The following is a 13,391-nucleotide window of genomic DNA, read 5'->3' as shown; positions in this document are numbered from 1 at the left end:
TTTCTTTTCGACATCATGACTAATAAAGAAGGTGTTTGATCGACTCGACTCTCCATAGGGCCGATTCTTCTGACCGTCAATGAAGGAGGAAGGGTATGCCCTCTTCCTCTCTAATCCAAAGAGTGTGCTTGGCGAGATGTGGATTAGCTTAACCGAGGCGCTAAGCCCGCTTCCCCAGCGACCGAGCGAAGCGAGGGCGTAGGGAGGGGAGACAGCGCCGCACGGGTCACTGTCACTGTCTGCGGCATCTGTACGACCTGCGCGGTCGAAGCGGGTAGGAAGACGCTCGCCACGGTTCCGCCGGTGTTCAAACGCCGAACCTGCAATGTTTGAGTGCCCACACTGCGTATCTGTGGAAGCCGGGACGATGGACTCCCATCGACTCTCGGCAGTCCACAAATTGGCAGTTGACTCGGTGTGTGCCTCATCAAAACGTAAGCCCGTGGCCAGCGGAACCGACGTTAAATAATTAGGTACCTCCGAGTCCTGTACAGGAGAGGATAGGAGTACCGTGGGCGTGGCACTCCCATCGGCACGTCGGGTCGGAAACCCGAAGAGACCACCGAACCGCCCGGTGGTGGGCGTGGGAAGCCCCGTCGTTCACAGCGGGGAGGATAGCACCTGTCTCACGTCCATTGAGAAGACGAGCTTCGAAGTAAGCTACCCACGACTTTAGTCGTGGACTTTCCCCGACGGTTTCGGCACACGACTCGATCACTCATGGGCGCGGTTCACGGCGGCAGGACGGGCACACGGAGGGGATTCCTGCGTGGTGTTCCGTCCCGTGGTCTGCGTCCGAAGCCGGCTCACCCGGCTTTAATTCCCGGTGTTCTCATCTCCCGCTCAATCCCAATATAGGGAACAGAGCGGCCAGTAGCGTCACGTTCGCGGTCATAGTCCCCGAGTTCAGGGCCAGCCTACGATGGCCCCTCCACGGCGACCGTTTTGGTCACCGAGGAGTATCATAGATGCGCCGAGAGGGGGCCTAAACCTCCCGATTCAGGTGTTTGCGACCAAAGACGGGCGATTCCTCCCACGACTACAGTCGTGGGCTTCCTCGCCCTGCAATCATGTGAATCACAGGGACTCTAGACGGCCTCCTTGGCCGTGGTCCCTGCGTTTGCTCGCGATTCCCAACGTAGGCACAGCGCATCGTACGCGACGCCGGACAGGTGCGGGGAAGACAGCGTATCACGCTCCGTGAGCGGACCAAGCCGATGATCACGCTGTCCTCCCAGCCATAAGTTAGCTAGCCGTTCCCAAAGGTGCAATGGCTAGGATGATGAGCAAACAGCTACTCGATATGCGGTCAAAAGGGAATGGAGAGGTGGTGTGTCAAGCCGTGAACGTTCTGTGGCTGCCTCTGAGAACGTTCAGTACAACAATAGAATTCACGGTATTAAAATGTCTCGATAAATTATTTCTATCTAGATCAGTTATAAAATATTTGGATGTATATAATAATTCAAATTATGGGATGACTCCCGTAGGATGTGGTGTGTCTCAGCGCGTGGGGGGCTTCCGGCCTTCCAGGCGTTTCTAGATCGTGTGAGCAGCTGAATGGCGACGCTCAGTGCGCTGAACGTGACAACAAAGTAACTAGATGTGTCCGGCTAATTGTGTTATTCGGTCGTCAGCCTCTCGCCTACGCTTTCTCCGGGAAAACGATATGAGAGAGTTTGTATCCACCTCTCGAGAGCGTATAAAACCCTATATTTGTGACTTAACAAAAACGGTAGAACAAACTAAACGGACAGGCGTGTTTATGTGCTATCGCATATCTCCTTTCGGATGAGATGCCTGCTGTGCATCTCTGAGGTATCGTCTGGAATCACAGTCCATGGGTACCTCTTCGAGACGACACAGGGCCGCTCTCCCAGAATTTCATGATGCATTCTGGGGAACGAGGGCCCGTGTAAGCGTCATCATCCCCCCGCACTCCCATCGGGGGGGCTTCCTCGACCTGCTGACTGATAAGCGGAGGAAACTCCGAGAGACGCGAGAAGCGTACCAGCACGCCCTCCAAGACGCCTTCGACGCCGGATGTACCACGCAGACCGAAGCGAACGACGTGGTGGTCAACTACGACCTGAGTGGGTACGCGAAGAACGCACTCAAGAAGTACGTCCCGCAACTTACGACGACGTACAACGCGGGCGAACTTCACGACGACCACCCTGTCCGCTTCACGAACGAAGGGCTACGGCTCGACCATAAGCCCGAGAACGCTATCGAGTGGTACGTCAAAATCCCGCACCACGAGGACTACCACCTCTGGATGCCAGCACAACCGAACCCCGAACAACGGGACTGGTTGGAAGCGTTGAACGCGGGAGACGCCACGATGGGCGAGAGTCGGCTGTTCGAGCGGGACGGGACGTGGTATCTCCACGTCACCGCCACCCGCGACGGAGAGGAACGCTCCGAAGTGTCCGACGAAGAACGGACGCCCATCGGCGTGGACATCGGGGAAGCGTCACTCGTCACGGTGTGTCACCGCGACGACCACGGTTCTCCGACCGCGCCCGAACTGTGGGCCGACGAGGGGAAGACCGTTCGTCGGCTCCGCAAGACCTACTTCACCGCCAAGCGCCGACTCCAGTCGCGCGGAAGCGAGCGTATCGCGGAATCTTTCGGGGACGACGTGTGGAACCAGATAGACGACGTGTTCCACCGCGTCACCCGCGAAGTCGTGGAGTACGCCGAGTCCGTCGAGAACCCCGTTCTCGTTCTGGAAGACCTGACGTACATACGCGAGTCGATGGACTACGGCGACTTCATGAACCGGCGTCTCCACGGATGGGGATTCGCCAAACTCCACGCGCAGATACGCTACAAGGCCGTCGAGAAGGGTATCCCGGTGGAGACGGTGAATCCGCGCAACACGTCGAAGGAGTGCCACGCTTGCGGTGAAGTTGGATACCGCCCGCGACAGGTGTCGTTCAAGTGTACGAACGACTCTTGCTGGTTGGACGAGTACCAAGCGGACGTGAACGGAGCGGTGAACATCGCAGACCGCTACCGTAGTGGAGAGAGCCGTTCCAGAGAACACGAGAACGGCGATGACTCGGCTGAGGATGGGGCGCGTTTGACCGCGCCACAAGACAGCCAAGCCGATGCTGATACCCAGCAAGAAATGCTTGGAACGTATGCGTCTCGAAACCGTAGGGCCGAGCAGGCGCTCGCGCTGAAATCCTGTGGTAGGATTCCCGCGACTGTAGGCGCGGGAGGAGGTCAATTAATGGTTGAAGAGAAGATGTGTTGGCCACCACAGTTTTGTATGATAATAACTAACAAACAAGTTGGAGGAGATCGGCGTACTGGGTCACTGATAGAACCAGATCTCCTCTCGCTGCAGTCTTCCACCACTGGAAGGGCTGGTTGTGTTGCCATCACGCCATTCCCTTTTCGGAGTCTCGTCTCTGGTCCGTCCACGCTTCTTGACATCCTCCCGCGCCTCAGGACACAGGAATCCTCACGCATGGGGTCTGGCCCGAGTCCCGTTCCCATCGTAAGCGACTTTCCGCTATACCGGGAGCGTACTCTGGTGTGTGCGCAGTGAACTACCCCGCCCTACTCGCTCGCTCCCGCCGTGCGGCGGTCGGTCACTCCTTGAGGGCGGGGCGTTCCCGCACCGACAGTGTACCCTGCACCCCCATGCATGGACGCGGCCCGGTCCATTTCCAATCTGAACATCCCGAGATGGGTAAAAGCGACCACAAAAGCGCTCACTTTTCCAAGTCAGCCCCGACAGAGGTGCTCTGGGAAGCCGTTGAGCAGCTCTTCGAAGAGGTGCTTCCGACACTCAGTGGCTAGCGCCCTACATTCTGGCGCGTGTTGATACAAACGCCGGAATTCAGAGAAATCTCTCAGATGAAAGAGACGTCTGTCTAACTAACGACCAAGAGAATGAGCTGTGGTCGTGAGGGTAGGCGAGCGTGGTCTACTGAAGACGGAGAAGAGATCATCCGCCACGATACCGAAAGCCACTGGGAATCCGACGATGAAGAAGACGACGAAGGTGAAGACTACAAAGACGTCTCTGGCGGGTCCGACGAGTCCGAGGAGGACGCTGACGACTCGGTCAAGGACGGAGAAGAGAGGGAGAAAGAAGAAGAGACTCTGACGAGTATGACCACGATTTGAGAGATACTGAGCAACGTGTCTGCATAGAGGAGGTACGCGAGAAGCACCTCTCCTGCGGTGAGGCGCCTCTCGTGGAATGGCGTACCGTAGGTGTAGACCGGTTTGAAATCGCAGTTTCAGAAGACATTCGAGGCGGAACCCCACGACTGTAGTCGTGGGAGGGGAGCCGACATGATCTTTCGGAAGCGATACAGCGTCTCTCTGGCCGGTTTCGCTATTTTTTCGTTCATGTTATCATATCTATTGGTAGTGCAGGTGTCGCACAAGTCGCCGCCTGTACGGGCCGAGAGTAGGCCGGCCCCGAACTCGGGGACTGTGACCGCGAACGGGTTCAACTCCCGTTCCCCGATTGGGGATAGAGCGTGAGAACACCGGGAATTAAACCGGCGGGACAACTTCCGACGCGGGTTCGGTAAGCGAGGTCGCAGCACACACTCCGACCCGCTGCCCAACTCGGATGCAGGAAGCCGGGCCTTCGACGGCGGATGAAGCGTGGGCCGAAACCCATCCGGGGGGAAGCCCACGACTGTAGTCGTGGGTAGCTTACCAGATACCGCGGTCGGACGACTCCACATGTAGATGCTGGGATGACCGCAGCGTGGACACGTAGAATGCTCTCAGAACTCCTTAAGTTGCCGCTCGATGCCGGCATCGAGCGGCTCGGTGTCCAACTCGAAGAGTCAAGATCAACGAGCTGGCGAAGCATCCTGCCAAACGCTGGCTGAGTCGGAGGCATAATCTTGAGTTTTCGGCTCGCTCACCGTAACCACACGGTCGTTCAGAAGCTCTACACAAGAGCGTCGATAGAAGAATGGTTCCTCTGGGGATCTGCACCTTTAGGCGCAGGAAGCTGTCATATCGCTAGTGGACGATCTTTTGTCAACAATTATCTCCGTTATCGTCCTTGTCTCTGTTTTTGCCTTTATCAGTCTCGGCTCGTTCGAGGTCGACATCCAGCTCGATCTCCACGGTGATCTCAGTTGGTGAGTTTGAGACTGCCTCAATTTCTGTCTCAATCTCAACTTCGAGTTCCTCGGCTGCGTAGATTTGATCCCTCAGTTCACCACCTGTGGCTTCTGTCGTGTGGACGTTTACATAGGCATTTTTCGCATGGATTTCATCGAGCAGGTCCTCGATCGAACCGCCTTCAAGTGGGCCAACGAGATCATCATTCGTAATTGTCCCAACTGCCCCAGCATTATTCTCGACTATAGACTGTTCGGCATCTGCTTGGTCACCAAGCAAGTGGACGACAACGGGGCCGTTTTCTCCTTTCTCGCCAAGATGGATATGGGCAGCTGTGATCGGTGCATTCGCATTGATGGCTAAAAGGGCGTAGCCCAGCCGCGTTCTATCCGGACTTGCTTGGAAGGCAGCAATACCTTCTCCGTCACTGTCAACAGGTGGAACTTCGTTGTCACCCTCAAGTAAACCAGTACTGAGCAGATCTCCCGGTAGTTGAAAGCTCTGCTCATCGTCGCTCTGTACCGTTGCTGTATTTGTTGCCGTAGTCCCAGCAGTGAGTCCGGCGAGTGCTGCGGCACTCGTGCCAATTACCTGTAACGTACTCCGTTTCTGTCTGTCGATCATGGTTTGACTCCAACAGACCTTCTATATTCGATTATAATTAATTTATTGCTGATAAATTGATGCATAGAATAGTTTTCAATATACTATATAGTACTTATGGGGCACTGTCTAGATAAGGACGAGCAAGTCGAAGAGTTAGTTATTCATGCCACTCTCAGACCTGCTCAGAGAGAGTTTAGACACAGCTACGCTTGAATGTTGGCAGCGGGAGAGGACGGCTCTCAGACGCCCGTCAGGGCGTTCGCCGTCCGACTCCACGCTGCCGGATTATCGCTTAGGGAAACAGAGGCGGTTCTGCATCTAATCGGCGTAGATCGCTCGTTTCAGGCGATCTTCCAGTGGGTTCATCGGCTGGCCGACAGCGTGCCGGACCCGCCTTCGGCGAAGCCGAAGCGGGTCGCGGTTGACGAGACCGCTGTCAAAATCAACGGCGAGTGGTCTTGATTATATGCTGCAATAGACATCGACACAAAGTTACTCCTTGACGTCCAGCTGTTCAAGCGACATGGAACCGATCCGGCGGCTGCATTCCTTCACGGTGTTATTGAGAAACACGACTGCGAAGACACGGTGTTTCTGGCCGATGCCTTCGGCTATCGGACTGCCTTCTCTCGGTTAGGGGTGAACGGTCGAGTCGACTACAGAGAGCGAAACCTCATTGAAAAGTGGTTTCACACGTTCAAAATGAGGGTCGATCGTTTCCACACTTCATGGGTGGGCAGTCGGCTGAGCGTCCGCCAGTGGCTTGCAGTGTTTGTTCACTACTATAATTTTCAGCGACCGCATCAATCGCTTGACGGACAAACGCCAGTTCAGGAGGTTAACTAGCAGTACCAGAACATCCGAGTGGTCATCAGGCATCGAGGATCGTCAAATCGTCTGAAAAGCTTGAGTGTCAGTGACGACAAGCCCAAGCCGGAGACTATCGCAACGAATCTATTCGTTAGTTGTCTCCGCTCTTGGTCATTTCATTCGAGAACGTTACCAAAACGTCTATTCTCACAAAACAGCTAGCTTAACCGATGACCGGCCACCGGCGCGGTATCTCACGACGCACGTTCGTCAAAAGCGCCGTCGCCATCGGCGGTGCGAGCGCCCTCTCGGCTTGCGTCGACCGATTTGGGGAACCAGACGTTCCACGGGGACCGAATGACCTCTCCGCGCTTCCGGAGCGACAGCACGCATGGAATGACGCTCTTCCGTCTGACGAACGTGGGAACCGACTTGCACCCCGACACAATGTACTTCTACTTTTAACGTATGACGGCGACGAAACGCCAACGGATGGGGAGCGCCAGACAGTCGAGACGGTCCTTCAGGATCTTGAACGAGCCTATGCGCGGCGGTACGACGGATTACTGTTCACCGTCGGTTACTCGCCGCGCTACTTCGCTCGCTTCGATAAGCCGCTTCCGGAAAGCGTCGACCTTCCAGAACCGAAGGTACTCGCGCCGTTCGAGAATCCGGAGTTCGATCGACCTGACGCGATTGTCCATTTTGGAAGCGATCACGGGCAGATCGTACTCGCAGCTGAGGAGGCGCTTCTGGAGGGCCGCGAGGAGCTGAATGGCGTCGAGCTGACGGCGGATCTCGGGGGCATTTTCGAGATCGCTGACCGGCGGACGGGGTTCGTTGGAGAAGGGCTTCCGGCGAAAAACCAAGATGTAAGCGGCATTCCGGACTCGGAGCCCGTCCCAGAGGACGCGCCGTTGTACATGGGATTCAAATCGGGGTTCGCGAAAAACCAAGCGAGCGAGGATCGAGTCACGATTTCTGAGGGACCGTTCGCCGACGGAGCGACGCAGCACGTCTCTAACATCGCACTCCATCTCGATCAGTGGTATGAACAGGACAGCCGTAAGCAACGGGTCGCGAAGATGTTCTGTCCAGCACACGCCGAGAAAAACCGTGTCAAAGGAACCGGCGAGAACCTCGGCGACGGAACCGGAATCGAAGCGTGCGCCGACGACACAGAGAGCGACGCCCGGACGGAAGGGATGGTCGGCCACTCCCAGAAGACCGCTCGTGTCCGCGAGGACGGTTCACCTCTCATCCTCCGGCGCGACTTTGACTCAACCGACAGTGATCAGGCCGGCGTGCACTTCGTCTCGATCCAGCGGGGGATCAGCGACTTTGTCGACACGCGGCGAGCGATGAACGGTACGGATCTCTCAGCCGGATCCGCTGTTGGGCAGCGAACAAATAATGGCATCCTCCAGTACATGACGGTCAACCGACGCGGAAACTACCTGCTCCCCCCTCGGAGCCGTCGGACGCTTCCCGAGCCCCAGTGACCGGAAGAGCGCTCCAGGGCGCTCCCTTCGATGTAATTCGCCGGACGAACCAGAACCGATAATCGAACACAACCACTTTCCGAACGCATGGAACGTCGCGACGTGCTCCGGACGGGCGGATTCACCCTTCTCTGTGCGCTTGCGGGGTGCACTGAGCTGTTCGAAACACGATCTACCAATCAAGAGCCGCCAGTCGTTGAGAACCGTCCCAACGCGGTATACGTCCCGACCCACTTCGAGGGGATGGAAATGGTTGGGATGGGTCATGGTGGGTCGCGCATGGTTGGGTTGACCTACTCGTACCCACACCGCTTTTGGACCGTTACGGGACACGATGCGAAGCGCATCAATGTGGAAGAAGATGATGCCGTCCACATGATGCTCTCTGTGTGGGACATGGAGACGAATGAGGTGCTACCGATCGAGTCAGGGCTACAGATCAAGATTGAAAAAGACGGCGAGACGGTCACGCAACTGGCTCCGTGGCCGATGCTTTCACAGCGGATGGGTTTTCACTATGGAGACAATGTTTCACTCGACGGTGACGGGACGTACATTGTCTCCGTCGATCTCGGGTCGATAGGGCTTCGCCAAATGGGATCGTTTAATGGACGATTCGGAGGACAACCCACCGTCGAGATTGAGTTCGACTACAGTGAGTCGGAGCGAAATGATCTCGAATACACGATGCTTGATGAGCGGAAGGGACAGAGGGGAGCCACGGATCCAATGGAGATGGGGGACATGCCACTGTCGTTCGCTCCACAGAAAGTCGATCTGCCTGGCGAACTTATTGGAGAGGGAGAAAGCGGTGACGCCGCTTTCGTCGCAACCACCGTCGAGCGCGACGGTGAGCCGTACCTCGTCGTCTCCTCGCGAACACCGCACAACCGATACGTCCTCCCTATGATGTCGCTCTCGGCAACGGTTCGACGCGGAGGCAAGACTACCTTTGATGAGGCGCTAACCAAGGCGATTGATCCGGAACTTGGCTACCACTATGGCGCGGCGATGGACAGTCTCCGTCCAGACGACGAAGTCACAATAGCTGTTGACGCGCCGCCACAGGTGTCCCGGCACGAGGGATATGAGACGGCGTTCCTCGACATACCTGAGCTCACCATCTGAGCGTTCGACAGGCGTGCCAGAATCAATAAACTGCAGTGACTCTTCGGTGTGAGCGAACCACATGAGTTCAAACACATCATTTGACAAGACGCGTAGTTCGAACGTCCTTTGCTCCCGCCGACGCATCCTCAGATCCGGCGCAGGCGCCGTTACGGCTGCCATCGCTCTCCCTGCTATCGGCGGTGTCGCTGCCGCCCACTTCCCGGAGGAACTCGACATCGATGTCAGGCCGAGATGTGATCGAAACGTGATCCCGGCAGAGGGCCAGCCAGTTGTTCCCGTCGCTATTCATTACACAGAATACACAGACGAAAATGGTGAGACGGTTGTGTTCGACCCGACAGAGCGCGCGAAGCGATACCGGTTCGGTGCCCCGGATACCGTCGAAGACGGTGGCGGAGCCCGCCCCACGGACCATATCCACGTGATCGACGTAGACGACGACGGCAACGACGACCTCGTACTTCGTTTCCCAATCGCCGAGACGAGATTCGACGGCGAGGAAACGACAGCGATGCTCGTCTGGGAACGAGATGAAACCGGCGAGCACGGGCTCTCCGGGACGGACGAAATAGACTTCGCTGGATCGGAGAGACAGCGATGAACGCAGAAAGAGCGAATGGACGGAGCGATCTTTGACATCTTCCCCCACCCGAAAGGGCGAGGCTTTGCGCCTGCTTCAACGTAATCCAGTCTGCACCCACTGCGTCCAAGGCGCCTTGTCAGGCGACGACAGGTCGTGAGATGATCCATAACGAGAGGACCGTGTAACCAATCATCAGCGCGACAAGCGGGGCATGTGCGCGCACAGCAGCCCGGTGCGATCCATACTGTTGGACGGCGACTGCGTGAGCGGCGATGACCGCAACCACGTGGCCGACAACGACGAGCACGACCTGCGAGATCCAAAAAGTGGGAAGCGACAGCCACCCGAGCAGTGCAACCTCCACCCCATAGAATTCTGACAGGGCCCCACCGACGGTAAGAAACTGGCCGAAATTTTTGAGCACGTAGGGGTAGTTGTGTGCGATCTCGTACGCTGCCGTAATCGGAATCACCGTTGGTGCAAAGGCACGCGCAGTCTCCCACTGAGGGATATCGCGTGTATCGGCGAGTCGCCGCATAACTTCGCTTACGAGGAGAAAGCTTCCGACGAAGGCTCCCAGTCCGATTAGGTAGAGGACCATACTTGCTGTCGGGCCTATACTGAGCACGTCGCGCACTCCGATCGAGAGCGTCTGATACTCTGGCGTCCTCGTGAACCCATCGAAACTCACCGTGTAGACCGCCGAAACGATGAACGCAACAAGCGCGATTGATTGGGCAGACTTGATACTCCCCCGCCACGGCGGTCTGAGTAGCACGTCGTATCCACCATCGTCCGCCCGAATCGCGCTGAACGGCGCGGCGCGACCAAGCACCCTATAGAACACTTCGAACGCGTCCGAGTGTTCGAACCATCGTGGCCCGAAGGCGACGCCACCGAGGAGCATCACGAGCGCGTATCCGGCGACGAGAAACACAGTCAACTGTGGTTTAAACGGAATCACAGTGAGGTTCCCGAAGATGCCGACGATTGCGACAAAACCAACGTACGCTGGCCACACGCTCAGCCACTCGGGATAGTCGCCTAGGACGGCGATCTCCTCACCTTCGATTCGTTCGAGGGTCGCGTAGAGCGTCCGCCATGGCGAGAAGACGCGCCACGGGCTGCCGGCGAGGATCGCAAGCAGCCCGACGCCCCTGAACCACAGCGGCCAGACGAACACTGTCGCGAGGTTCTCTGCCTGCGCCTGCTTGCCTAATAGGCCATGCACCAGTGCGACGACGATGAGCGTGAGGAACACACCGCGACCCACTGCTCGCAATGCGGTCGCTGCAATCGGCGGGATTGAAACGAGCAGACGCCGCTGTTCGGGTGCCGTCGAGTCTGATACGATAACTAGAGTCCGTTCGGCGGTGCCGAGCCAGAGTGCAGTGACCATGACAGTTGCCCCCGCGCCGACGAACAGTAGTGGAAGAGGAATCGGCGCGTCGAATCGCGATCCGCCGACCTCATGAGCACTCGCTATCCGAGTGCTCGCGAGCAGGGGGATCGCCGCACTGAGCACCCGTGTCCGACGCATGCGGCGTACTTGGTGAACGGGTGGGAAAGCATCACTGATTCGCATCGAGACGGACAACGGAGCAAGCCGCTTTTCACCCTCCACGGGCGAACAGATCGTATGCGGCCCCGAACGGTGGCGGTCATCATAGGATTCGTCATTATCCTCGGCGGGATCGCGTTCGTCGCGGCGTACGACGACAGACCGTCCGACGTGCAACTGATCGAACAGTGGGTGAGCGACACGTCAGCCGAGACCTCTGGCAACCACCACGCACCGGCCGCAGGCCGTATCGAGGGACGAGGGATGGTCTACGCGCCCGTCAGCGGACAGAGTGATACAAAGCAGTGTAACCTCGTCGCGATCGACGCATCAAACGGGACAGAACGGTGGAGTTACCAAATCCCACCTAAAAACTGTACGATCCACTCGGTCGCAGATCCGATGATCGCAGATTACGACGACGACGGCACAGCAGAGGTCCTTGCGGCGACAACCGAACGGTCAGTCGTCGCATTCGACCCGACCACTGGCCAAGAAGAGTTCCGCTATGACCTGAGTGCGTACGGATATACGAGACCAGTCGTCACCGACTTCACGGGCGACAGCGCGAAAGAGGTCATTATCGTCGACGTGAAGGGGTCTGTCTCCGTCGTCCGAGCGGACGGGACTCTAGTCTGGACGAAGCGTCTTTCATCCTACGCCTGGGGACAACCGACCGTGGCCGATTTCACGGGCAATGGGGACGCAGAACTGATGCTCGGTCTTGGAAACGGCGACCTTGCGCTGTTTGAGTCCGACGGGTCAATTCGGTGGCGACTGACCAGTCTGTTCGACAGCTCGATCACGTGGCAGACGGCTGGTGACATTGACAATGACTCACAGAGTGAGATAATCGTTGCCACAGCCGACGGCACGGTCGCGGCGGTCAACGGACGAACGGGCGACGTCGAGTGGCGGCAGCACTTCGGCGCGTTAGCCGCTGTCCGCGACATCGGCGACGGCGACGGTGACGGCGACCCTGAGGTGTACGCCGTCGCTCGCGACGGAAAGCTCCGGAGCCTTGACGCAAAGACAGGGGAGGTCGAGTGGACAACAACGCTCACGACGGGTGACATCCAGATGACGCCTCCGCCGAGCCTAGGCGATGTAGACGGTGATGGGTCGCCCGAGCTCGTAGCAGTCACGAACGACGGAATCGTCTCGGTGGTCGACCCGACGTCGGGCGACGTCCTCGATTCGTACACACGGGACGTATCGGTATACACCCACCCGACACTGGCAGATACTGACGGCGACGGTGTCCCCGAGATCTACGTCATCTACAGCGACGGCCGCGTTGTCGCGCTATCGGCAGCGGAAAATAGTTAATTGTTAACCTACCACTCCCGTCTTCAGCATACTTCGAGGTGGAGCCTCCGACCTCACGGAGCGAGCGGAGCGAGCGAGTAGGTCGGAGAGGAAATCGACGAAGGACGGCGCAACCGCACGACGGTAGCTACCCGACTCCTGAACGTATAAGTACCGTCGGGGAGCAATCTGAAACATGGAGGTGCGTCGAACCGCGCCGGTCAAACTCATCGTTCCTGATGAGCACCGCGCCGACCTCCACGAATCCGCTCGACAGTTCCTTCACTGTGCGAACCGCGCCGCCGAGTTCTGTTGGGACGACACCGACTACACGAACTGCGTTACCGCGAACACGACGGCACGGGACGCGCTCTACGCGGAACTCCGAGAGGAAACCGACCTCACCGCGAACCTCGTTCAAGAGGCCATCCGACGTGCCGTACAAGCGACGAAAGGGTGCGTCGAACGGTGGAAACAGGGCAAGCGGGTGAGCCAGCCGGAGTTCACGTCGTGGAGCATGGTCTACGACAAGCGAAGCGCGACGTTCTACCGCAACCGTGTGTCCCTCTCGACCGTTAACGGGCGCGTCGAGTGCAACTTCGAACTTCCGGCGGATAGCCCGACGCCCTACGAGCGGTACGTTCTCTCAGAGGACTACGAGTTCCGGGCGAGCACACTACAATACGACAAGGCGACCGACGAGTTCTACTTCCACATCACGACCCGGAAGTACGATAACGACGAATCCGAGGTTTCGGAAGATGCCGAGCACCAAACA

The 13,391-nt window shown here is 57.7% G+C and carries 7 protein-coding genes and 5 pseudogenes; 8 read left to right on the top strand and 4 right to left on the bottom strand.

The genetic code is table 11. The features are described from left to right. Positions 1 to 1,924 precede the first annotated feature (1,924 nt). Positions 1,925 to 3,157: pseudogene (locus C3L37_RS21440) on the top strand (RNA-guided endonuclease InsQ/TnpB family protein); the annotation flags it as partial. Positions 3,158 to 3,909: 752 nt separating this feature from the next. Continuing rightward, on the top strand, positions 3,910 to 4,146 hold the full coding sequence (locus tag C3L37_RS21435; RefSeq protein ID WP_129116595.1) for a hypothetical protein: 237 nt from the start codon (positions 3,910 to 3,912) through the stop codon (positions 4,144 to 4,146). Here C3L37_RS21435 and C3L37_RS21430 read toward each other — a convergent pair. From C3L37_RS21430 to C3L37_RS21420, 3 genes and pseudogenes are all read right to left on the bottom strand, one after another. Further along, a pseudogene (locus tag C3L37_RS21430) lies at positions 4,122 to 4,262 on the bottom strand (IS1595 family transposase); the annotation flags it as partial. The gene C3L37_RS21435 and the pseudogene C3L37_RS21430 sit on opposite strands and share 25 nt — an antisense overlap. A 504-nt stretch (positions 4,263 to 4,766) precedes the next feature. Further along, a pseudogene (locus tag C3L37_RS21425) lies at positions 4,767 to 4,882 on the bottom strand (IS1595 family transposase); the annotation flags it as partial. 143 nt (positions 4,883 to 5,025) lie between these two features. Next, entirely contained in the window at positions 5,026 to 5,736 is a 711-nt protein-coding gene (locus tag C3L37_RS21420) for a CHRD domain-containing protein (protein WP_129116594.1), read from the bottom strand. 145 nt (positions 5,737 to 5,881) lie between these two features. Here C3L37_RS21420 and C3L37_RS21415 point away from each other — a divergent pair. From C3L37_RS21415 to C3L37_RS21400, 4 genes and pseudogenes are all read left to right on the top strand, one after another. Continuing rightward, positions 5,882 to 6,564: pseudogene (locus tag C3L37_RS21415) on the top strand (IS6 family transposase). Positions 6,565 to 6,758: 194 nt separating this feature from the next. After that, entirely contained in the window at positions 6,759 to 8,030 is a 1,272-nt protein-coding gene (locus C3L37_RS21410; RefSeq protein WP_129116593.1) for a DUF7405 family protein, read from the top strand. Between the two features lie 87 nt (positions 8,031 to 8,117). Then, entirely contained in the window at positions 8,118 to 9,158 is a 1,041-nt protein-coding gene (locus C3L37_RS21405) for a DUF7350 domain-containing protein (RefSeq protein WP_129116592.1), read from the top strand. 61 nt (positions 9,159 to 9,219) lie between these two features. Further along, entirely contained in the window at positions 9,220 to 9,762 is a 543-nt protein-coding gene (locus C3L37_RS21400) for a hypothetical protein (RefSeq protein ID WP_129116591.1), read from the top strand. A 118-nt stretch (positions 9,763 to 9,880) separates the two neighbouring features. Here the strand turns inward: C3L37_RS21400 and C3L37_RS21395 are convergent, their stop codons facing one another. Next, positions 9,881 to 11,143, bottom strand: a complete 1,263-nt coding sequence (locus C3L37_RS21395; protein WP_228546421.1) for a hypothetical protein — start codon at positions 11,141 to 11,143, stop codon at positions 9,881 to 9,883. A gap of 240 nt (positions 11,144 to 11,383) precedes the next feature. Here C3L37_RS21395 and C3L37_RS21390 point away from each other — a divergent pair, with 240 nt between their 5' ends. Together C3L37_RS21390 and C3L37_RS21385 are read left to right on the top strand one after the other, a co-directional pair. Then, on the top strand, positions 11,384 to 12,634 hold the full coding sequence (locus C3L37_RS21390) for an outer membrane protein assembly factor BamB family protein (RefSeq protein ID WP_129116589.1): 1,251 nt from the start codon (positions 11,384 to 11,386) through the stop codon (positions 12,632 to 12,634). Between the two features lie 175 nt (positions 12,635 to 12,809). Continuing rightward, positions 12,810 to 13,391, top strand: a pseudogene (locus C3L37_RS21385) (RNA-guided endonuclease TnpB family protein); the annotation flags it as partial.

Source organism: Halegenticoccus tardaugens, assembly GCF_004116405.1.
GTDB lineage: Archaea > Halobacteriota > Halobacteria > Halobacteriales > Haloferacaceae > Halegenticoccus > Halegenticoccus tardaugens.
This window is presented reverse-complemented; position numbering and strand designations above follow the sequence as displayed.